This window comes from Umezawaea endophytica, assembly GCF_025061645.1.
GTDB lineage: Bacteria > Actinomycetota > Actinomycetes > Mycobacteriales > Pseudonocardiaceae > Umezawaea > Umezawaea endophytica.
In genome coordinates, this window is the sequence record NZ_JANYMP010000002.1 from 259,434 (window position 1) to 281,256 (window position 21,823).

A 21,823-nucleotide genomic window follows, 5' to 3' on the forward strand; every position below is an offset into this window, starting at 1 on the left:
CTGGACCTATGAGACTAAAGGTCTAGTCCTCTGCTGGGTGCCAGGCCGCCAACCGAACACTGTAGGGAGTGACCACGTGAAAGCTCGCAAACTCGGTCTGGTGGCCGTCCTCGCGTCCATCGCCGTCGCGCTGCCGATGCTCATGACCGGTGTGGCGCAGGGCCACGGCTCCGCGCAGGGACCGTTCAGCCGCACGTACAACTGCCGGTGGAACGAGAACCCCGAAGCCCCGACGTCCGGCGGCTGCAAGGCCGCCATCGCCGCGGGCGGCACGCAGGCCATGTACGACTGGCACGAGGTGAACATCGCCAACGCGGCGGGCAACAGCCGGTCGATCATCCCGGACGGCAAGCTGTGCAGCGCGGGCCGCGACAAGTACAAGGGCCTCGACCTGCCGCGCACCGACTGGGCGGCCACGAAGCTGACCAGCGGCGCGAACATCACCTTCCAGCTCAAGGCCACCGCCCCGCACCGCGGCACGTTCGAGCTGTTCAGCACCAAGACCGGCTGGAACCCCTCGGCCCCGCTCAAGTGGAGCGACCTCGACTCGTCGTTCGCGAAGGTCACCGAGCCGACGATCGCCAACGGCGCGTACCAGATCAACGTGAAGCTCCCGTCCGGCAAGACCGGCCGCCACCTGATCTACGTGATCTGGCAGCGCTCGGACAGCCCGGAGGCCTTCTACTCCTGCTCGGACGTCATCTACTAGTCCCGGTGGTGGGCGGTGCTCACCGGAACGACCTGAGGGGGAGCCCACGTCGGGCTCCCCCTCAGCCGTCCGCGGCCAGCGCGCGGCGCAACTGCCCGGCCACGAGTTCGCACCTCGTGTCGTCGCGCGGCAGCTCCCGCGCGAGCAGGCGCAGCGCCTCCACGTCGTCGCGCCCGCCGTCGGTGCGGGTGAACTCCCACAGGCTCTCCACGTCCCCCAGCGTGAGCACGGCCCGGCGGACGCCCGCCAGCAGGTCCTCCCGCTCCTCGCGCACCACCGGCGCCTCCGAGCGCGGCAGCAGCGCTCCCCGGTAGCCCACCGCGGCGGCGGCGACGTCCCCGCGCCGCACCGCTTCCCGCACCGCGACGAAGTCGCCCTGCACGTCCGCCCGCAGCCGGTAGGGCTTGGTCAGCAGCGTGCCCGTGCCGACCTGCGCGCGCAGCCGGTGCAGCTCGGCCCGCACGGTCGCCGGGTTCCCCCGGTCGCCGTACAGCTTGAGCGCGAGCTGCTCCGCGGTCAGCCCCCGCGGGTGCAGCACCAGCGCGGTCAGCAGCTCCGCGTGCCGGGACGTCAGCGGCAGCTCGCGGCCGTTCAGCACGGCGCGGGGGTGCTCGACGCCCAGGAACGTCAACGACAGCAACGGTTGCCGCTGCTGTCCGGTCGGCCTCGCCACCCGCAGCAGGTAACCCTCGGCCAGCGGTTCCAGCACGCCTTCGCGGCCGTCGCCGAGCGGCACCCGGTCCGAGGTGAGGTCCACCCGCCGGGGCAGCAGACCGTGCGGTTCCGCGACGAGCACCCGGCCGGTGGGGCTGAGCAGCGCGCCCGGCTCGCCGCGCAACCCGATGAGGTGCCTCATGTTCCGCGACCGCAGCAGTTCGTCGCTCGCGGCCAGCCGCAGCTTCAGCTCGCTCTCCGCCAGCCGAGCCGCGGCCGACACCAGCGCGCCCATGGTGGGGTGCATGATGCTCAGCGGTCCGCTGATGTCCACCGCGCCGATCGTGAGCCCGGTGTCCGGGTCGTGCACGGGGCTCGCCGCGCACGTCCACCCGTGGTAGGTCCGGACCAGGTGCTCGGCGGAGTGCACGACCGCCGACGTGTCGACCGCGAGCGCGATGCCCATCGCGTTGGTGCCGATGGCCTCCTCGGTCCACCGCGCGCCCTCGGTCAGGCCGACGTCCTCGGCGCTGCGGCGCACCTCCCGCTCGCCCTCGGTCCACAGGATGTGACCGCCCGCGTCTGTGATGATCATGACATGCATCGCGTCCTCCGCGATGCCCATCAACGTCTCCCGCAGCACCGGCAGCACGGTCGACAGCGGGTGCCCGGCCCAGCGCTCCGCGACCTCGTCCGGACCGAGGACGATCGGCGCCTCGTGCCGGTACGGATCGACCTGGGCGGCCAGGGAACGGCTCCAGGACTCGGAGATCAGCGCGCGGGGCGCGACCCCGGTCGGTCCTCCGGCGAGGGTCTCCTCGTGCACCCGGCTCAACACGCGCGCCACCACGCGCTGGTCGTCACCCCGGTGCATCGGTCCTCCCCCCGCTTCCGCCGTCAGGATGACGCGCGCCGGGTCGTCGCGGCAAGCCGCCCGCGATGCAACGCGACTGCAACGTCGATCTTCCTACCGTCCTGGTTCCCTCGACGCACCCCAGGCTGGAGACCCCGACATGGCGAAGTACGCGGCACCGGGCCGATCGGGCGGCATCGTCGCGTTCCGCGACCAGTACGACCACTTCGTCGGTGGCGAGTACGTGCCGCCTTCACGGGGCTTCTACTTCGACAACCCGTCACCCGTCACGGGCGAGGTGTTCACCAGGGTGGCCAGGGGCACGGCCGAGGACGTCGACCACGCGCTCGACGCCGCCCACGGCGCGGCACGGGCGTGGGGCCGCACGTCGGCCGCCGACCGCGCCACCGTGCTGTGCGAGATCGCCGACCGCGTCGAGGACAACCTGGAGGTCATCGCGGTCGCCGAGACCTGGGACAGCGGCAGACCCATCCGGGAGACGCTGTTCACGGACCTCCCCGCCGCGGCCGACCACTTCCGCTACTGCGCCGCGGTCGCCCGCGCCCAGGAGGGCGGCATCTCCAGGTCGGACGGCGACCTGGTCGCCCACCACTTCCACGAGCCGCTCGGCGTGGTCGGCATCGCCGTCCCGTGGACGTCGGCGCTGCTCACCACCGCCTGGCACCTCGCTCCCGCGCTCGCGGCGGGCAACACCGTGGTGCTGAAGCCGTCCGAGCACACCCCGGCGTCCATCCACGTGCTCGTGGGCCTGATCAGCGACCTGCTCCCGCCGGGGGTCCTGAACGTCGTCACCGGTTTCGACGTCGAGGCCGCCGCGCCGATGTCCGCGAACCGCCGCATCGCGAAGGCCGTGATCGTCCCCGAGCAGACCCGCTGGACCCCGACCGTCTACTTCGCCGACCTGACCCGGCAGCACGACGCCCGCTACACCGGCGCCCTGGACGGGTTCGCCGGGTTCACCCTCAACCGGGCCTCGACCGCGATGGTCCAGAACAAGGCGTACGACCACTTCCTGCTGGACGCCACGGCCCGCACGGGAGCCGTCCGCCTCGGTGACCCGCTCGACCCCACCACCACGGCCGGCCCGCAGGTCAGCGCCGCCCACCTGGCCCGCACCCTGACCCGCGTCGACCAGTGCGTCCGCGAGGGCGCCCGCCTCGTCATGGGCGGCGACCCCGTCGACCTGGGCGGCGGCTACTACGTGGCGCCGGCGATCTTCGAGATCGACCACAAGACCCGCGTGGTCCACGAGGACTTCACCGGCCCGATCACCCTGGTCAGCCGCTTCGACGACGTGGACGACGCCGTGAAGGCCGTCAACGAGGTCCCGCCCAGCCCGTCCGCGGGCGTGTGGTCGCGGGACGCGGGCGTCGGCTACCGCACCGGCAGGGCCATCAGGGCGGGCCGGGTCTGGGTGAACAACCACCCGTCGCACGCGGGGTTCCTGGCCGAGCGCCGCGACCTGGTCGAGTCCTACCAGCACACGAAGAACATGGTGGTGGCGTACTGATCGGACCCGGCGGGCCCTAGTCGTCCGCCAACGCCCGGCGGAGCTGCGCGACCACCAGTTCCCGCCGCAGGTCCTCGCGGGGCAGCGCACCGGCGAGGCGGTCGAGCGCCTCGGCGTCGTCGCGCCCGTCGTCGGTGCGGGTGAACTCCCACAGGCTCTCCGCGTCACCGCGGCTGATCACCGCCCGGCGCACCCCGGCCAGCAGGTCTTCCCGCTCCTCGCACACCACGGGCGCCTCGGACCTCGGGAGCAGCGCGCCCCGGTACCCGGCAACGGCGGCGGTGGCGTCCCCACCCCGTACGGCCTTCCGGACGGCGACGAAGTCCCCGCGCACGTCCGCCAGCAGCCGGTAGGGCCGGGTCAGCAGGACGCCATCACCCAACTGGGCCCGCAACCGGTGCATCTCCGCCCGGACGGTCGTCGGGTTCCCCCGGTCCCCGTACAGCCGCAGCGCCAGTTGCTCCGCCGTCAGCCCTGCGGGGTGCAGCGCCAGCGCGGTGAGGATCTCGGCGTGCCGCAGCGACAACGGCAGCCGCCGACCGTCCAACTCGGCCACGGGGTGGTCCGTGCCGAGGAAATCCAGTGACAGCAACGGTTTCCGGGCCGGGCCACCGGTACGGGGCACGCGCAGCAGGTACCCCTCGGCCAGCGCTTCGAGCACCCCGATCCGTCCGTCGGGCAGCACCAGTCGGTCGACGGCCACCGGGATCCGGTTCGGCAGCATCCCCAGCGGCTCGGTCGCCAGCACCCGCCCGGTGGGGCTCAGCAACGCGCCCGGCTCACCCCGCAACGCCGTGAGGTGACGCATGTTCCGCGCCCGCAACCGCTCGTCGCGGGTGGCGACCTGCACCTGCAACTGCCCTTCGGCGAGCCGGGCCGCGGCGGAGACCAGGGCCCCCATCGCCGGGTGCACGGTCCGCAGCGGGCCGCTGATGTCGACCGCCCCGAGCATCCGACCGGTGTCGGGGTCGCGGACGGGGCTCGCCGCGCACGTCCACCCGTGGTAGGCCCGGACCAGGTGCTCGGCCGAGTGCACGGTGACCGGCTTGCCCAGCGCCAGCGCGGTCCCCATCGCGTTGGTGCCGCTGGCGGACTCGCTCCACTGCGCGCCCTCGGTCAGGTGCACGCGGTCGGCGGCCCGGCGGATCCCCGACTCGCCCTCGCACCACAGGACGTTCCCGTCGGCGTCGGTGATGATCATGACGTGCATGGCCTCGTCCGCGATGCTCACCAGCGTCTCGCGCAGCAGCGGCAGCACGGACGCGAGCGGGTGGGCGTCCCGCAGGTCCACGACCTGCGACGCCTCGTACACGACCGGCGCCACGCGCTGCTCGGGGTCGACCCGCGCCGCCAGCGACCGGTGCCACGACTCGGAGATGACCGGGCGGGGTTCGCCGCCGACACCCGACAGCACCGAGTCGTACACCCGGCTGAGCGCGCGCGAGCGCCGCTGGGCGTCGTCGGCTGGGTGCATGCGACCTCCAACACCCAGGATGACCCGCGATTACCCGTGACCGCAACCTGCCGGTTCACCCGAACGGATGAAACGAACATGCAACGTAGGGCTGCCTACCGTGAGACCCACATCACGCAAAGAAGCGGGAGGCGACACATGGCGGAGTTCGCGGCACCTGGTCAGCAGGGCAGCGTCGTGGCGTACCAGGAGCGGTACGACCACTTCATCGGAGGCGAGTACGTGGCCCCGGCCAAGGGCGCCTACTTCGAGAACCCCACCCCCGTCACGGGGCAGGTGTTCACCGAGATCGCCAGGGGCACGGCGGAGGACGTCGAGAAGGCGCTGGACGCGGCGCACGGCGCCTCACGCGCGTGGGGCCGGACCTCCCCGGCCGAGCGGGCGAACGTCCTCAACCGGATCGCCGACCGCATGGAGGAGAACCTCGAGGCGATAGCGGTCGCCGAGTGCTGGGAGAACGGCAAGCCCGTCCGCGAGACGCTGGCCGCCGACATCCCGCTCGCCATCGACCACTTCCGCTACTTCGCGGGCGTCATCCGCGCCCAGGAGGGCGGGATCTCGCAGATCGACCAGGACCTGGTGGCGTACCACTTCCAGGAGCCGCTCGGCGTCGTCGGCCAGATCATCCCGTGGAACTTCCCGATCCTGATGGCCACGTGGAAGCTCGCCCCCGCGCTGGCGGCGGGCAACTGCGTCGTGCTCAAACCCGCCGAGCAGACGCCCGCGTCGATCCACGTGCTGCTGAGCTTCATCGCGGACCTGCTGCCGCCGGGCGTCCTCAACGTGGTCAACGGGTTCGGCGTCGAAGCGGGCAAGCCGCTGGCGTCGAGCAGCCGGATCGCGAAGATCGCGTTCACCGGTGAGACCACCACCGGCAGGCTGATCATGCAGTACGCCAGCGAGAACATCATCCCGGTGACGCTGGAGCTGGGCGGCAAGAGCCCGAACATCTTCTTCGAGGACGTGGCCGCGACGCGCGACTCGTTCTACGACAAGGCCCTCGAGGGCTTCACGATGTTCGCGCTCAACCAGGGCGAGGTCTGCACCTGCCCGTCGCGCGCGCTCATCCAGAGCTCCATCTACGACCAGTTCCTGGCCGACGCGACCGAGCGCACCAAGGCCGTGAAGCAGGGCAACCCGCTGGACACCGACACGATGATCGGCGCGCAGGCCAGCAACGACCAGCTCGAGAAGATCCTCTCCTACATCGACATCGGCAAGCAGGAGGGCGCCAAGCTGGTCACCGGCGGCGAGCGCGCCGACCTCGGCGGCGACCTGTCCGGCGGCTACTACGTCACGCCGACGATCTTCGAGGGCGACAACAAGATGCGGATCTTCCAGGAGGAGATCTTCGGCCCGGTCGTGTCGGTCGCCCGGTTCGACGACTACGACGACGCCGTGAAGACCGCCAACGACACGCTGTACGGGCTCGGGGCGGGCGTGTGGTCCCGCGACGGTGGGACGGCGTACCGCGCGGGCCGCGACATTCAGGCGGGCCGGGTGTGGGTGAACAACTACCACGCCTACCCGGCGCACGCGGCGTTCGGCGGCTACAAGGACTCCGGCATCGGCCGCGAGAACCACCGGATGATGCTGGACCACTACCAGCAGACGAAGAACCTGCTGGTCAGCTACTCGCAGAACGCGCAGGGCTTCTTCTGATGGACCGGGTAGCCCTCACGCAGGAGGCGGCGGAACTCATCCGCCGCCTCCGGGCGGACCACGGGCCGCTGATGTTCCACCAGTCCGGCGGGTGCTGCGACGGCAGCGCCCCGATGTGCTACCCGGCGGGCGAGTTCCGCACGGGCGGCTCGGATACCCACCTGGGCGACCTCGTCGTGGACGACGAGCCCGTCCCGGTGTGGATGTCCGCCAAGCAGTTCGAGTACTGGCGCCACACCCACCTCACCATCGACGTCGTGCCGGGGCGAGGCAGCGGGTTCTCGTTGGAGGCTCCGCTAGGTGTGCGCTTCTTGATCCGCTCGCGCTTGCTCACCGACGAGGAATCGTTGGCGTTGAACGGTTAGGCCCTCCTCGTCGGGTTCCCCTCGCTATCGTGGTCGTGATCCATCGACCACTCCGGGGGGAACTCGATGAGGACCTTGCTGCTCGCGCTCGTCGCGGGCCTGCTCTCACTCGCCACACCCGCGTCCGCCGGCGGGCCACCGCCGGTCATCTACGACAGCGACCTCGACATCGACGACGCCGCGACCCTGGCCTACCTGTGCGCCGAACACCACCGCGGCCGGATCGACCTGCGGGCCGTCACGGTCACCACCAGCGGTTTCGGCTATCCCGGCCGGGTGCGGCAGCACGCGATCAGCGTGCTCCGCCAGTGCGGCCTGCCGAACGTCCCGGTCGCCGAAGGCGTCCACGAGGCCGTGCACCCGGCGCCCGCCGAAGCGCGCGTGGACGTGGAGGACGTGCTGTCCGGCGCGCTCGGCGACCGGGACGAGAACCCCGGTCCCGCAACGGGAACCGCCGCCGACCTGATCCGCCGAACACTGGCGTCGTCGTCGCGCAAGGTCACGATCCTGGCCACCGGCCCGCTGTCGAACCTGGCGACAGCCCTGCCCGAGGGGGACCGGCTGACCCGCCGGATCGCGGCGGTGCACGCCATGAACGGCGCGGTCCACGTGCCCGGCAACCTGTTCGGCTCGGCCCTGCCGGGGTTCGACAACACCCAGGAGTTGAACGCCTGGATGGACCCGGCGGCCACCGCCGCCGTGCTCCGCGCGCTGCCAGGGGTGCACCTGACCCCGTTGGACACCACCAACCACGTTCCCATCACGCAGGACTACGTGGACCGGCTCGGCGCGGACCTCACCACGCCCAGCGCCCGGATCGTCCACGCGATCATGACGCAACCCGTGATGAGGAACGGAATTCCGCTCGGCATCTACTTCTGGTGGGACGCCGTGGCCGCGCTGCGCGCGTTCCGCGACGAGGGCGTGATCACCGAGGAGCGCGACACCCGGATCACCGTCGTCCAGGACGGCCCGCAGAGCGGGCGAACCGTGGTTTCCCAGCGGGGGAACAAGATCCGGGTCGCCTACGGCGCCGACCGTGAGAAGTTCGAGCAGGAGTACCTCGACGGCCTGAACGGTCGTTGAGCGAGCGGGGTGAGGACCTACGCGCGGGTCCTCACCCCGTTGCGCGATCAATTCCCCCAGGGCACCTGGGGCGAGGCGTAGTAGTTGACCCCCGCAGCCTGCCAACGGGGTCCCTGGGCGGCGAGCCGCTTGGAGAAGTCCGTCCAGTCGTGCGTCGACTGCGGCGACCACCCGAGTTCGGCGATGGCGGGCAGCCTCGGGAACGCCATCTGCTCGACGTCGGACGACTCGTCGAGGGTTTCCGTCCACAGCGGAGCCTCGACGCCGCGGACGGCCGACTCCGGCACGCCCTTCAGGTAGGCGCCGGGGTTCCAGTCGTAGGCGTCCTGGACGTCGGTGTAGCCCGCCCAGTCCAGGCCCAGCTCGGTGTTCTCGTCGTACTTCATGTCCAGGTACGCCTTGGACGCGGGCGAGAGCAGGACCTTGTTGCCCCGCGCGGCCGCGGCGGCCACGTCGGCGTCCTCGGTGTCGGTGCCCCAGTACTGGGCGACGGCGGAGGTGGCCGGGTTCGTCTTCACGAACTCGTGCCAGCCCAGCGCCAGCTTGCCGTGCTTCTTCACCAGCGGCAGCACCTTGTCCATGAAGGTCTTGAAGTCCGGCTCGGTCGTGGAGTGGGCCTCGTCGCCGCCGATGTGCAGGAACGGGCCGGGCGTCAACGCGGCCAGCTCGCGCAGCACGTCGTCGACGAACCGGTAGGTGATCGGCTTGTCGATGCACAGCGAGCTGAACCCGACCTCGGTGCCGTCGTAGAGCGGCGGCGCGACGCCGTCGCAGTTCAGCTCGGCGTACGACGCGAGGGCCGCGTTGGTGTGGCCCGGCATGTCGATCTCCGGGATCACCGTGATACCACGGGATCCGGCGTACGTCACCAGGGACTTGTACTGCTCCTGGGTGTAGTAGCCGCCCTTGCCGCCACCGACCTCGATGCTGCCGCCGTACGTCGCGAGCCTCGGCCAGCTCTTGATCTCGATGCGCCAGCCCTGGTCGTCCGCGAGGTGCAGGTGCAGGTAGTTGACCTTGTACGCGGCGATCTGGTCGACGTACCGCTTCACCTCGTCGACGGAGAAGAAGTGCCTCGCCACGTCGAGCATCGCGCCGCGGTGGCCGAAGCGCGGGTAGTCGAGGACGCTGCCGCCGGGCACGGTCCACGGCCCGGACTGCTTCGTCTTCGCCTCGATCTTCGCGGGCAGTAGCTGCCGCAGCGTCTGGACGCCCGCGAACAGGCCAGCCGCGGCCCGTGCGCGGATCACGACGCCCCACGGCGTCACGTCGAGCTGGTAGCCCTCCTTGCCGACCTTCGGGTCGGCGCCGACGAGCAGCAGCGTCACGCCCCTCGGGGTCACGCCGGAGGACACCGGCAGGCGGTAGCCGGTCGCGGGGCGCAGCAGTTCGGCCGCGTACTCGCCGACCTTCCGCGCGTCCGGCGAACCGGGCTGGGTCTGGATCCTCGCGTTCGCGGTCAGCGAGTAGGACACCCCTGGACGGGGTGTGACCTTGACGGGCGCGGGCACGATCTGGCGCAACGACGTCTCCGGGGTTGCTTGAGCTGGGCTCGCCGCGCCGACCGCGACCGCTGTGGTTCCGGCGAGCAGCAGTGCCAGAGCGGCACCGCGCACCCGCCGTGCTTTTCCACCGATCCCCACGAAATCCTCCTGGCCAGGCTGGAACCAACCGTGCGGCGGCGGCTGATTTCACCGTTACAGCCAGCCCTGGAGCTGTCAAGGTCCAGACCAATCAGGACAGCTTCGGCTTCCCGACCTTCCGCCAGACGGCCGGGAACCGCTGCTCGATCAGGGCCGCCGCGCCGCTCTCCAGGCCGTGCAGCAGACCGAAGGTGAACCCGTTCTCGCCGTCGAGGTGCGCCTGCACGCCGAGTTCCCGCAGGGCGGGCCGGGCCACCACGCTGTCCTGGTGCTCACCGAGCAGCGTCTGGATCCCCTTGATCCGCTTGCGGTACGCCTTGGCGCCCTTGCCGAACACCGGCACGGCCGCCTCCGTCGTGTAGCGCAAGCGCTTGGCCGCCTTGCGCGACTCGTGCAGCGCCACGTCGCGCACCTCGCCGGGTGACGTGTCGAGCACCTCCTCGGCGTGCCGGGCCAGCCTGCGGTAGCTCTTGTCGACCAGGGCGGGCAGCGCCTTGGTCGCCCGTTCCGCCGCGAGCGGGGTCAACGGCGGCGCGGCCAGCAGCGCGTCGACCGCGTCGAGCAGCGCGAAGTAGCGGGCGCTGTTGAGGGTCGCCACGCTGGTCGCGTGCGCGGCCTGCTCCAGCGGGGAGAAGTGCCTGGTCAGCCGGGCCGCGATCGGGCCGAGCACCAGGTCCGGGTCGAGCCGAGCGACGCCGTCGGAGAACCGCTCCCGCAGCACCTCCAGGTCGCGCGCCTCGCCGAGCACCCCGGCCAGCCACTTCAGCTCCGTCGTCAACTCCCGCGTCCGCTCGCGGTCGACGACCTTGCCGTAGGCCTGGAGCGCGCTGCGGATCCGCCGGGTGGCCACCCGCATCTGGTGCACGGCGTCGTCCTGGTCGCGGCGCACCGCCGGGTCGTAGTGCTTGAGCGCGGCGGCGTGCTCGTGCAGGTAAGCCAGCACCACGTCGCCCGTGGTCGCCTTGCGCCCGGTGCGCGGACCGGGCGGCTTGGGCCCCATCCGGTCGGCCAGCAGGCGGGTCAGCTTCGCCGACGACGTCGACCTGCGGATGCCCGCGGTGTAGAGCCTGCGCTCCACGACGTCGAGCAGCTCGCGCCCGCCGCGTTCGCCCAGCTCGACCTCGATCTCCCGCCACGAGTCCGTCGTGGACCCCTCGTCCACGACCTCCGCCGACACCAGGTCCTCGACCACCTCGACCAGCAGGTCGCCGTGCTCGTCGACGAGCTGCCACCGCTCGCGGGTGGTCCGGATCCGCGCGACCGGCGCCAGCGCCGCACCCCGCGCGTGCACCTGCACCAGGCCGGTCAGCTCCTTCGGCGGCTTCTTCGCCTTGCCCAGCGGCACCCGGACCTCCTCGCGGGTGTCCTCGCCGACCGGCAGCTTCAGGTGCCAGCCCGCGTCGTCCCCTCCGGTGCGCCTGCGCAGCGTCACGCCACCGCGGGCCAGCCGCAGGTCCGGGGTGTCGTAGTAGACGGCTTCGAGTTCGATCCGCTCCGGCCTGGCCTCCGCGGCCACGCCGGGGAACCCGTCGAGCGGCGGCAGGTCACTGCCCGCCGGGGCTTCGTACTTGCGTTCGGTCTCGTGCACGGAGGTCGACATCTTCTAGACATACACCTTCCGATGTCCGTTCAGTCCTGTTCAGGGGGGTGTCACGTTCCGTGTCCGACCGTTGACCTGGCCGGGGGTAGTCGTGGGCCCGTCCGCGTGGTTTTCGCGGTCGAGCCGTCAGCGGGAGCGCCACTTGCGGTTGGCTGGACGTGTGGCACCCACGGAGAAGGAGCGGCTCGACGTAGTCGAGCCCGCGGTCGCAGGCCTCGACACTGAGGCCAAGAGGCTCGACCTCGAACTGAGGAGGGTCAGCGCGCGGTTGCTGGTGCTCGAACGCCGCCTGTCGGGCGCGGGTGCCGGTCTGGACGAGGACCTCGACGCCGTCGACGAGGAGATCGCGGACGTCGTGGAAGCGCTGCGCAAGGCGTGGGACGCCGAGCAGGAGGTGCTGGCCGACTCGGTGCGCGTGCGGGTCCGCCAGGAGGTCGCCGAGTTCGAGGAGCTGAAGGCCCGCCGCGAAGCGGGGCGGCGCAGGCTGGAGGCCGGGCGCAAGCCCAAGTTCGAGCGCGAGAGCATCGGCCACGAGATCCACCAGTTGGACTGGCACATCGGCGCGCGGCAGAGCAACGCCCAGGAGGCGGCCGACCGGCTCGCCGCCGACGAGCGGGCGACCCAGGAGGCGTGGCGGCTGGAGGCCATCGTCGCGGGGGAGAAGGCGCGCGAGGAGATCTGGGCCGCCGCGCGGTCCAAGATCGACCGGGCGCTGGCGGCCGACCTGCGGCTGCCGGTGTGGTTCCGGATCGGTCTCGGCGAGATCATCTGCCCGGACCCGGCCCCGTGGCTGCTGGCGGCGACCGGGCTGGTGGCGTACCGCCTGGAGTACGGGGTGACGGACCCCGTGCGGCCGCTCGGCCCGATCCCGTCCGCGTCCTCCGGCTCGGCCGCGTGGGTGCGCCGCACGGAGGTCTACGGCGACGTGTCGGAGCAGATGAAGGGCCTGCGGCTGTAGGGGGCGCGGACCCCGGTCAGGGGGCGCAGGTGGTGAGCATCGACGCCAGCGCGTCGTGCTCGGCCTGGTCGATCGTCAGCTTGTAGGCCGCCTTCACGGCGATCCAGTCCTTGGAGTACTTGCACCAGTAGCCCTGGGCCGGTGGCTTCCACTTCGCCGGGTCCTGGTCGCCCTTGGACCGGTTCGTCTTGGCCGACGTGGCGATCAACTGGACGCCGCCCAGGTCGTTGGCGAACGCCTTGCGCTGGTCGTCGGTCCACGCGGCGGCGCCGGAGCGCCACGCCTCGGCGAGCGGCACCGTGTGGTCGATGTCCATCTCACCCGCGTTGGTGATCGTCAGCCCCTCGTACGGGCTCACCCAGGTGCCTTCGACGGCCTTGCAGTCCTTGTCGTTCTTCACGTTCGTGCCCTGCTTCTGGAGCACGACCTCGCGGGTGTCGCAGGAGTTGCCCTGGCCCGCCCAGTGCGGGAACCGGTCGCGGCTGTAACCGGCCATCTTGCCCTCGGGCGCGATGGCGAGCCCGGCGAGCTGAGCCGTCGAGTCGCCCGCGGACGGGGGAGGCGCGGTCGTGGGCGAGTCGGTGTTCGCCCTGTCCAGGTACCAGGCGAGCGCCGCCAGGACGATCACGATGACCAGGCTCGTCAACGCCGTGGCCTGCTTGCGGTCCATGCGCCCGGCTCTCCCGTCCTCGGTGATCGACGGGCCTATGATCAGCGATCACCGAGGACGGGCTGCGGGCAGGTCCCGTTACGGGCGGCTGGCGAGGTAACCGCCCATGGTCGTGAAGTACTGCGCGGCCCCCAGTTCGGTGCCGTCCTCGGTCCGCACGCGCTTCACCAGCAGCCCGTGGTTCCGGCCGCGGCGGGATTCCGCGCCCGCGACGATCGCGACGCCGTCACCCTCGCGGTAGAAGATCCGGCCGGGCGTTCCGCCGTACTTCGCCTCGGACACCTCGGCCTCCACGATCTCCAGCCGCTTGCCCCGGTGGAACGCGTACGCGCTCGGGTAGGGCGCGCACTGGGCCCGCACCAGCCGGTCCAGTTCCTCCGCCGACCAGGTCCAGTCGATCCGCAGGTCCTCGTCCGCGCGCTTGTGGAAGAACGACGCCTTGGCGCGGTCCTGCTTCGTGAACTCGGTCTTGCCGGACGCGATCTCCGCGAGCCCGTCGACCGTGATCGGCCCGAACAGCTCCACCGTCTTGTGGAACAGGTCGGCCGTCGTGTCGCGCGGCCCGACCGGCACCGACCTCTGGAGCACGATGTCGCCCGCGTCCAGCGTGTCGTCCATCATGTGCGCCGTGACGCCGACCTCCTTCTCGTCGTTGATCAGCGCCCAGATCAGCGGCGAGAACCCGGCGTAGGACGGCAGCAGCGAGTCGTGCACGTTCAGGGTGCCGTGCTCGGGGAGGGTGAAGATGTGCGGTGGGATCCAGGTGCGCCAGTTGGTCGCCACGATGACGTCCGGCTGGACCTCCTTGAGGCGCGACACCAGTTCCTCGTCGTCGGGCCGGTTGCGGATCAGCGTCTCGACACCGTGCTCGGCCGCGAGGTCGGCGACCGAGTCGCTCCAGATCTGCTCGTACGGGTGGTCGCTCTTCGGGTGGGTGACCACCAGGACGACGTCGTGCTCGGAATCCAGCAACGCCTGCAAGGTCCGGTGCCCCCAGGTTTGGTAGCCGAACATGACAACCCGCATGGCCATCCCTTCTTCGATAAAAGACAAGTCAGCCTAACCTAAGTAACCGAAGGCTAACCGAACTGGACGAAGCTGCGTAACCTGCCGATTTGTGATCCTCGATATGAAGCTGGTGCGCGGCCGAATCATCACGATGGACCCCGAACGACCCGAAGCGACCACCGTCGGCGTGTGGCGGGGGCAGATCGTCGGCCTGGACGAGGAGGTCGCGGGCCTCAGGGCCGAACGGACCGTCGACCTGGACGGCGCCGTGCTCCTGCCCGGCTTCGTCGACGCCCACACCCACCTCGCGTGGGCGGGCCGGGCGAGCGTCACCGCCGACGTGTCCGGCTGCCGCACCGTCGCCGAGATCATCGCCCGGTTGCGGGAGATCACCCCCACCAGTGGCTGGCTGGAGGTCGCGGGCTACGACCACCGCGTCCTGGACCGGCCGCTGACGGCCGCGGACCTCGACGCCGTCACGCGGGACCGCCGCGTCTACGTCCAGGACCGCTCCGGCCACGCCTGCGTGGTGAACTCCCTGGTCCTGCGGGAACTCCCCGCCGCGGTGCTGGCCCCCGGCACCCCCGGCGTCGAGTTCGACCGCGACGGCACCCCCACCGGCGGCTTGGCGGAAGGCGCCCAGACGGCCGTCCGCGCCCTGCGCCTGCCCTACTCGGTCGACGAGATCGCCGACCACGTCGCGCTCGGCGCCCGTCAGTGCCTCGCCCAGGGCGTCACGACCGCCGCCGAAGCGGGCGTCGCGGGCGGCATCGTGGGCAGCAGCCCGCTGGAGATCGCCGCGTACCAACGGGACCGGCTCCCGCTGCGCGTGCAGCTCATGGTCTCGGCGGACGTGCTGCACCCGATCACGTCCCACCGGGACGACCGCGTCACCAGGGCGATCGACCTCGGCCTGCGCACCGGTTTCGGCGGCGACCGGCTCGGCCTCGGCGCCCTCAAGGTCTTCACCGACGGCGGCATGATGGCCAGGACGGCGGCCATGACGGAACCCTACGAGGGCACCGACAACAGCGGCCAGCTCCAGGACGACCCGGAGCGCATGACGGCCGCGATCCTGGACGGCCACGCCGCGGGCTGGCAACTGGCGATCCACGCCATCGGCGACCGCGCCCTCGACTTCACCCTGGACACCCTGGAAGAAGCCCGCAGGCGCCACCCGCGCGAGAACACCAGGCACCGCGTCGAGCACTGCGGCACCACCCGGCCGGACCAACTGGACCGGATCGCCGACCTGAACGCCATCCCGGTCATCCAGCCGACGTTCCTCTACGACAACGGAGACGACTACAGCGCCATCATGGGCGAGCACCGCACGGACTGGCTCTACCGGGGGAAGTCGTTCCTGGACAAGGGGATCACCATCGCGGGCAGCTCGGACCGCCCGGTCACCGAGGGCGCGCCGCTGAGGGCCGTGCAGTTCATGGTCACCCGCACCGCGCGGAACGGCGCGAGGATCGGGCCCGCGGAAGCGATCACCGTCGACCAGGCGCTGGCCGCCTACACCAGGGGTTCCGCCTACGCCTGCGGCGTCGAGGACACCAGGGGGACGATCGCCGCGGGCAAGCTGGCCGACTTCGCGGTGCTGGCGGACGACCCGAGGAGCCGCGAGGCGGAGAAGATCGGCGCCATCGAGGTGCTCGCCACCCTCGTCGGCGGCGAACCGGTGCACAACCCGGCGAACCTCGACGGCGCCTGACACGACGGATGGTCGGGTGCGGCATCCCCGACCCGCACCCGACCACCCTCGACACGAGCACGCGCACGGCGAACTCGACCGCGCACACCACCCGTACGAACCACCCCGCGGCCTGCCGGGCCCCAACCCCGACCGGCGCACGGCGTGGCCGACCTTACTGGGGGTTCCGATCCGGCGGACCGACGACCGGGCAGGTCCTCAGTCCTCCCCCTCGGCCGGATCGGGAGAGGGGCCACCCCTCAGGCGCTCAACCGCCAGTGCGTCACGTACCCGGTCGACTCGGCGGCGATCAACGCGTCCAACTTCCCCAGGTTGGTCCGCTTCCCCAGCCGGAACACCCGCCCCCGCCGCGCGTCCAGCACCCAGGGCTCCCCGCCCGGCAGCGTCTCGTCCATCGTCTGCTGCAAGATCCGCAGCCCCACCGTCGCCGCCTCCCGCGTCAACGGCGCCTCCTTCACGTACACGAGCACGGCCGCCAGCGACCCGTTGGCCAGCCGCAACCCCAGGTGCGGCCTCACCTTCAGCGTCAGGTCCCCTGCCGTCCACCGAGCCGAGGACACCGGCACCCCGGTGACCCGAGCCTTCCGCAACCACGGCAGGAACCCCTCGGCCAACTCCTCGAACGCCCGCAACTGCCCGTTCCGGTTGGCCGCCAACACCGCCTCGCGCATCTCCACCTCGGGCGTGGGCGACGACACCGCCCGACGCATCGCGTCCCGCACCGGGTTGTAGAACCCGCACATCCTCGGGTCCTCAGCCAGGTACATCGCCCGCTGCTCCCCGAGGATGCTGATCCGCCCCCGCTGCCCACTCATCACGTACTCCGTGAACGACAGGGCCGTAACACTGATCGTGTCCACAGCGCTCCCCTCCGAACGACCGAGACGACCGAACCACCACCCCTGACGTTACGGGCGAGGTCCGACAAAAAACGCGCGCGCCAAACGCCTCGTCCGCTGCTCCGTTCGGCTCCCACCTCGCCGCGTCCCGCTGTGACGAAACCACCGCATCCGACTTTCGGCTCTTCCCCACCTCCGGCACCCCTTCGTACTGTCCACCTCATGACGCGTCGCGGATCGCTCATCGCTGCTGCCGCAACCCTCCTGGTCCTCACCGCGGGGGTCACCCCGGCGACCGCCGCCCCTCCGTCGACCACGATCAGGGACGGCGTGACGCAACCCGTCTTCCCCTTCGCCGACGCGATCCGCGAGACCGTCTACGTGGACACCGGCCTCGACCTCGACGCGGACGGCGTCGGGGACCGGGTGGCCGCGGACGTCATCCGCCCGGCCACCGCCCAGAAAGTGCCCGTGATCATGGACGCCAGCCCGTACTACCAGTCGGCGGGCCGCGGCAACGAGAGCGAGCGGAAGACCTACGACTCGGCGGGCAGGGCGGTCAAGTTCCCCCTCTTCTACGACAACTACTTCGTCCCCCGCGGCTACGCGGTGGTCCTGGTCGACTTCGCGGGCACCTCCCGGTCACGCGGCTGCCTCGACACCGGCGGCCGGGCCGAGATCTCCTCCGGCAAGTCCGTCATCGACTGGCTCAACGGCCGCGCCACCGGCTACACCGCCGTCACGGGCGGCACGGCGGTGGCCGCGACCTGGTCGACCGGCGCCACCGGCATGATCGGCAAGTCCTGGGACGGCACCATCACCCAGGGCGTCGCCGCGACCGGCGTCGCGGGCCTGAAGACCATCGTCCCCATCGCGGCGATCAGCTCCTGGTACGACTGGTTCCGCTCCGACGGTGTCTCCTTCAGCGGGTTCGGCTCCCCGACGAGCCTCGCCTCCGGCCACGAGAACGCCAACGCCAGGTCCCGCTGCGGAGCCGTCCGCACCGAGATGACCAACGGCTCGCCGTCGAACGGCGACGTGACCCCGATGTGGACCCAGCGCGACTTCGTCCGCAACGCCGCCAACGTCAAGGCGAGCGTGTTCGCCGTCCACGGCCAGGCCGACCTCAACGTGAAGACCCTGAACTACGGCCAGTGGTGGGACGCCCTGCCCGCGAGCACCCCGCGCAAGCTCTGGCTCTCCCAGACCGGCCACGTCGACCCGTTCGACTTCCGCCGGGGCGCGTGGGTCGACACCCTGCACCGCTGGTTCGACCACTACCTGCTCGACGTTCAGAACGGCATCGACACCGAGCCGCAGGCGAGCGTCGAGCGCACCCCGGACACCTGGACCGAGGACCTGACCTGGCCGCCCGCCGGCACGGCCCGGCAGGTGTTCCGCCCCTCCGAGTCCGGCGGGCTGACCACCTCGCCGTCGACCGGCGCCGCCGCGTTCACCGACAACGGCAGCGGCTCCGCGAACGCCTGGATCGCTTCCCCCGACAGCACTTCGGCGTCCAGGACGCTGTTCCGCACCGGCGCGCTGACGTCGGACCTGAGGATCTCCGGCACGAGTTCCCTGACCGTGGCGGCCACGCCGTCCACGTCGACCGCGCACCTCTCGGCGTTCCTGGTCGACTACGGCCCGGCCACGATCCGCAGCGGTGAGGGCATCCGGACGTTGACGACGGAGTCGTGCTGGGGCGAGAGCCGCACCGGCGACGACGCCTGCTACCTCGACACCGCGACCACCACCACGTCCGTCACGGCCGAGATCATCGCGCGCGGCTGGGCGGACCTGGCCAACCACGCGTCGCTGACCACGCCGACAACCCTGGTCGCGGGCACGAAGTACACGATGACCTTCCGACTGTCCACAACGGACCACGTCGTCCGGCAGGGCCACCGGCTCGGCCTGGTGATCGCCGGTGCCGACACCAGCCAGATCAGCGCCCCGTCCCGGCTCCCCAAGGTCATGCTGGACCTCGCCGGGACCTCGGTGCGGCTGCCGGTGGTCGGCGCGGTTCCGGAGGCCACCACCCACCTGGCCGTCGGCCAGGTCGTCACCCAGCCCGACCGCGCGCACGGCAGGCTCGACGGCTAGCCGAACAACCCGGCGTTGTCCCGCACCCAGTCGGCGAACCGGCGTGGCGGGCGACCGAGCACCCGCTCGACGTCGTCCGTCACGACCGCGTTGTGGCCCGCGCGCACCCACGCCGTGCCGCGGGTCACCTCCTCCGCGGCGGCGGGGTCCATCCCGGAGCCCAGCAGGTGTTCCAGTGGCACCTCGACGGTCCCGACCGCCCTGCCGAGGACCTGCCCGAGCTGAGCGGCCTGCTCCGGCACGCTCAGCAGCTCCGGACCGGTCAGCGTGTACGTCCGCCCGGCGTGGCCGTCGGCGGTCAGCGCGGCGACGGCCACCGCCGCCACGTCGCGGGGGTCGACCACGCCCTGCTTCCCGTCCCCGGTCAGGTTGGCGAGCCGCCCTTCGGCCGCGAACCGCAGCACGTTCGACGCGAAGCTGGACGGCCGCAGGATCGTCCACGCCGCCCCGCTCGCCCGCACGGCCCGTTCACCCGCCAGGTGCCACGCGCCGATCACCCGACCGTCGGCGGTGGTCGAGCCGGTCCCGATCGCCGACAGCTTCACGACCTTCGCCACGCCCGCCTCGCGTGCCGCGTCGAGCATCGCCACGTCGTGCCGGGAGGTCGCCGTGGCGGGAGCGGTGAGCAGGAACAGGGCGTCGACGCCGTCGACCGCGCGGCGCAGCGACTTCGGGTCGTCGAAGTCCGCGCGCACCCCGTGGGGTCCACCGCCGCCGCGGGACATGGCGCGCAGCGGGACGTCGAGGTCGGTCAACTGCCGGACGACCTCGCGGCCGATGGTGCCGGTGGCACCGGAGATCAGGATCATGCCGCCACGGTGCCGCCGGGAACCACCCGCCGGATAGGAAGTTCCGGCACACCCGCGAGCCGCGAACGCGCCTACCGTCGACCGGGTGAGCTTCGACGAACAGGTCCTGCGCGTGCCCGACGGGCTGCGGCCGTGGATCGCGCGGGTCACCGTCGCGACGCCGGGCGGTGCCACCGTGAACGCGGTGCTCGCCGAACCCGACCACGCGACGACGCTCGCCCTGCGGGAGGGGGCGTTCGTGGTGATCGGTCCGCGCACCCGTGCCCGCTACCACGTGCCGAAGCGGTTCCGGTCCTGCGTGATGATCCGCCTCCAGCCCGGCCGGGCCGGTGCCCTGCTGGGACTCCCGGCGCGGGACCTGGTCGACCGGGTCGTGCCGCTGCGGGAGCTCTGGGGCGAGCGGGACTCCGCCGACGTCACCGCGGTCCGCCGCGCCCTCGCCCGCCGATCGACCCGCGACGAGCGCGGGGACCTGGTGCGCGCGGCCGTCGACCTGTTGCGGGGTCGGCCGGTCGGCGCCGCGGCCCGCGAGCTGAACGTCAGCGAACGGCACCTGCGTTCGGTGTTCACCGAGGCCGTCGGCGTCTCGCCCAAGCACTTCGTGCGCATCGACCGCGTCCGCACGGTGCTCGAAGGGGTTCGGCCGGGCGGGTTGGCGAGCCTGGCGGCCGAGGCGGGCTACTACGACCAGTCCCACATGACGGCCGAGTTCCGCGACGTCATGGGTGTTTCGCCGGGTCGGTTCGCGGCCGGGGAACTGCCTCCGCCGGGAGCCTGTAGCGGCCTGGTGACCTGAGTCACAGAAATTTCCATGTGCACGTAAGCCCTCGGCCTCGCTAGCGTCGGTATTCAAGTTTTAATACCGAAGGGAAGTCCAGTGACCGTCCTGGTAACCGCCGCGACCGGCACCACCGGCCGCGCCGTCGTCCACGCACTCCTGACCGCGGGGCAGGAAGTCCGCGCGCTCACCCGAAACCCGGCGACCGCGGACCTGCCCGACGGCGTCGAGGTCGTCAAGGGCGACCTCGACCGCCCCGACGACCTGGGCGCCGTGCTCGACGGCGTCGACCGGGTCTACTACCTGCCTGCCGGGGCCCGCGACCAGCAGGCCGTCGACCGGGCGGAGGACTTCCTCGCGCTGGCGGTGAAATCGGGGCTGCGCCGCGTGGTCGCCCTCACCGGCAGCGCGATCACCACCCGTCGGCCCGGCAGTTTCGAGCTGCTGCTCCAGGTGGAGCAACGCATTGAGGCATCCGGACTGGAGTGGACGCATGTTCGGCCGCACGAGTTCGCCGTGAACAAGCTCGACGTGTGGGCGCACTCGGTTCGCACGGAAGGCGTTGTCCGCAACGCCTTCCCGGACGGCACGGGTGTTCCGGTGCACGAGGCCGACATCGCCGAGGTCGCCGTCGTCGCGCTGCTGGAGGACGGGCACCACGGCAGGGCGTACACGCTGACCGGCCCGGAGAGGCTCACGCACCGGCAGCAGGCCGCCGCCGTCGCCGAGGGCATCGGCAGGCCGCTCAGGTTCGAACCGCTGACCTTCGGCCAGGCGCGGCGGAGCTACATCGAGGGCGGGTTCCCGATGGAGATCGCCGAGTACATCCTGTGCTACCAGGCGGAATTCGCCGAGGAGCCGCCGGAGGTCTCGCCGGACTTCGAGCGGGTGACCGGCAGGCCGGGCCGCACCCTCGCCGAGTGGGCGCGCGACCACCGCGCGGACTTCGAGTAGGCCCGAGAACCGGGCGGATCATGACGGGAAGCCGTCGAGATCGGTGAACGGGTGACCGTTCGCGAAGCACTGCGTGATTCGACGCGTACCTTCGGTGACAGTCACTCGTTTGCGTTCCGCGGATGTGGTCGCATGTGACCGGCAAAACCGTCCACATGCGACCACACGATCCGCTCCGACCGATCGGGAACCGGGCGACTTTCGACCATGCCCGGTGTTCCGAATCGATCTGACCAGCAGCGCCCCCGGCAGGATTCGAACCTGCGACCTCGGGATTAGAAGTCCCTCGCTCTCTCCACTGAGCTACGGAGGCTAGAGGGGATGCCGACCACGTGCCGTAGCAGCGTAGCCGTCCCCAACGGTCTCATCGCCGGAGGACGTTTGGTCGTTTCCGTTCGGAGACCCGAATA

18 protein-coding genes and 1 tRNA gene are annotated in these 21,823 nt (G+C 71.4%); 10 read left to right on the forward strand and 9 right to left on the reverse strand.

Translation table 11 applies throughout. The features are described from left to right. The first annotated feature begins 76 nt into the window (after window positions 1-76). Window positions 77-709 carry a lytic polysaccharide monooxygenase auxiliary activity family 9 protein gene (locus tag NZH93_RS04760; protein WP_308214164.1) on the forward strand — a complete coding sequence of 211 codons (633 nt, stop codon included), beginning with the start codon at window positions 77-79 and terminating at the stop codon, window positions 707-709. A gap of 61 nt (window positions 710-770) precedes the next feature. Here NZH93_RS04760 and NZH93_RS04765 read toward each other — a convergent pair whose 3' ends face one another. After that, complete coding sequence (locus NZH93_RS04765; RefSeq protein WP_259621668.1) at window positions 771-2,237, reverse strand: helix-turn-helix domain-containing protein; 1,467 nt, start codon at window positions 2,235-2,237, stop codon at window positions 771-773. A 139-nt stretch (window positions 2,238-2,376) separates the two neighbouring features. Here NZH93_RS04765 and NZH93_RS04770 point away from each other — a divergent pair, with 139 nt between their 5' ends. Beyond that, a complete protein-coding gene (locus NZH93_RS04770) occupies window positions 2,377-3,747 on the forward strand; it encodes an aldehyde dehydrogenase family protein (protein WP_259621669.1) in 1,371 nt (456 codons plus the stop codon). Between the two features lie 16 nt (window positions 3,748-3,763). On the opposite strand, the gene NZH93_RS04775 is transcribed toward NZH93_RS04770, so the two are convergent. After that, entirely contained in the window at window positions 3,764-5,221 is a 1,458-nt protein-coding gene (locus tag NZH93_RS04775; RefSeq protein WP_259621670.1) for a helix-turn-helix domain-containing protein, read from the reverse strand. A gap of 138 nt (window positions 5,222-5,359) precedes the next feature. Between NZH93_RS04775 and adh the strand changes: the two genes are divergently transcribed. The 3 genes from adh (at window position 5,360) to NZH93_RS04790 (ending at window position 8,334) form a co-directional block, all read left to right on the forward strand. Continuing rightward, the gene (gene adh, locus NZH93_RS04780; protein ID WP_259621671.1) at window positions 5,360-6,883 is read left to right on the forward strand and encodes an aldehyde dehydrogenase; all 1,524 of its coding nucleotides are present in this window, start codon (window positions 5,360-5,362) and stop codon (window positions 6,881-6,883) included. Beyond that, the gene (locus tag NZH93_RS04785) at window positions 6,883-7,248 is read left to right on the forward strand and encodes a DUF779 domain-containing protein (RefSeq protein ID WP_259621672.1); all 366 of its coding nucleotides are present in this window, start codon (window positions 6,883-6,885) and stop codon (window positions 7,246-7,248) included. The genes adh and NZH93_RS04785 overlap by 1 nt, the downstream gene beginning before the upstream one ends. A 66-nt stretch (window positions 7,249-7,314) precedes the next feature. Then, a complete protein-coding gene (locus NZH93_RS04790) occupies window positions 7,315-8,334 on the forward strand; it encodes a nucleoside hydrolase (protein WP_259621673.1) in 1,020 nt (339 codons plus the stop codon). Window positions 8,335-8,381: 47 nt separating this feature from the next. Here NZH93_RS04790 and NZH93_RS04795 read toward each other — a convergent pair whose 3' ends face one another. Both NZH93_RS04795 and NZH93_RS04800 read right to left on the reverse strand, forming a co-directional pair. Further along, window positions 8,382-9,977, reverse strand: coding sequence for a beta-N-acetylhexosaminidase (locus NZH93_RS04795; RefSeq protein WP_259621674.1), 1,596 nt, complete (start codon window positions 9,975-9,977; stop codon window positions 8,382-8,384). 91 nt (window positions 9,978-10,068) lie between these two features. After that, a complete protein-coding gene (locus NZH93_RS04800) occupies window positions 10,069-11,577 on the reverse strand; it encodes a CYTH and CHAD domain-containing protein (protein ID WP_259621675.1) in 1,509 nt (502 codons plus the stop codon). A gap of 160 nt (window positions 11,578-11,737) precedes the next feature. Here NZH93_RS04800 and NZH93_RS04805 point away from each other — a divergent pair, with 160 nt between their 5' ends. Then, window positions 11,738-12,535, forward strand: a complete 798-nt coding sequence (locus tag NZH93_RS04805) for a hypothetical protein (RefSeq protein ID WP_259621676.1) — start codon at window positions 11,738-11,740, stop codon at window positions 12,533-12,535. A gap of 16 nt (window positions 12,536-12,551) precedes the next feature. On the opposite strand, the gene NZH93_RS04810 is transcribed toward NZH93_RS04805, so the two are convergent. Further along, window positions 12,552-13,205: an HNH endonuclease family protein gene (locus tag NZH93_RS04810; RefSeq protein ID WP_259621677.1), complete on the reverse strand. Its 654-nt coding sequence runs from the start codon at window positions 13,203-13,205 to the stop codon at window positions 12,552-12,554. Between the two features lie 78 nt (window positions 13,206-13,283). Next, window positions 13,284-14,231: a methionyl-tRNA formyltransferase gene (locus NZH93_RS04815; RefSeq protein WP_259621678.1), complete on the reverse strand. Its 948-nt coding sequence runs from the start codon at window positions 14,229-14,231 to the stop codon at window positions 13,284-13,286. A gap of 91 nt (window positions 14,232-14,322) precedes the next feature. Here NZH93_RS04815 and NZH93_RS04820 point away from each other — a divergent pair, with 91 nt between their 5' ends. Further along, entirely contained in the window at window positions 14,323-15,930 is a 1,608-nt protein-coding gene (locus tag NZH93_RS04820) for an amidohydrolase (RefSeq protein WP_259621679.1), read from the forward strand. Window positions 15,931-16,169: 239 nt separating this feature from the next. On the opposite strand, the gene NZH93_RS04825 is transcribed toward NZH93_RS04820, so the two are convergent. Next, window positions 16,170-16,790 carry a hypothetical protein gene (locus NZH93_RS04825; protein WP_259621680.1) on the reverse strand — a complete coding sequence of 207 codons (621 nt, stop codon included), beginning with the start codon at window positions 16,788-16,790 and terminating at the stop codon, window positions 16,170-16,172. Between the two features lie 201 nt (window positions 16,791-16,991). On the opposite strand from NZH93_RS04825, the gene NZH93_RS04830 reads away from it, so the two are divergent. Continuing rightward, entirely contained in the window at window positions 16,992-18,872 is a 1,881-nt protein-coding gene (locus NZH93_RS04830) for a Xaa-Pro dipeptidyl-peptidase (RefSeq protein ID WP_259621681.1), read from the forward strand. Here the strand turns inward: NZH93_RS04830 and NZH93_RS04835 are convergent. Beyond that, entirely contained in the window at window positions 18,869-19,681 is an 813-nt protein-coding gene (locus tag NZH93_RS04835; RefSeq protein WP_259621682.1) for an NAD(P)H-binding protein, read from the reverse strand. The genes NZH93_RS04830 and NZH93_RS04835 overlap by 4 nt on opposite strands. Window positions 19,682-19,766: 85 nt before the next feature. Between NZH93_RS04835 and NZH93_RS04840 the strand changes: the two genes are divergently transcribed. Then, entirely contained in the window at window positions 19,767-20,477 is a 711-nt protein-coding gene (locus NZH93_RS04840; protein WP_259621683.1) for a helix-turn-helix domain-containing protein, read from the forward strand. 81 nt (window positions 20,478-20,558) lie between these two features. Then, window positions 20,559-21,413, forward strand: coding sequence for an NAD(P)H-binding protein (locus NZH93_RS04845; protein WP_259621684.1), 855 nt, complete (start codon window positions 20,559-20,561; stop codon window positions 21,411-21,413). Between the two features lie 240 nt (window positions 21,414-21,653). On the opposite strand, the gene NZH93_RS04850 is transcribed toward NZH93_RS04845, so the two are convergent. Next, window positions 21,654-21,726, reverse strand: a tRNA-Arg gene (locus NZH93_RS04850). Between the last annotated feature and the right edge of the window lie 97 nt (window positions 21,727-21,823).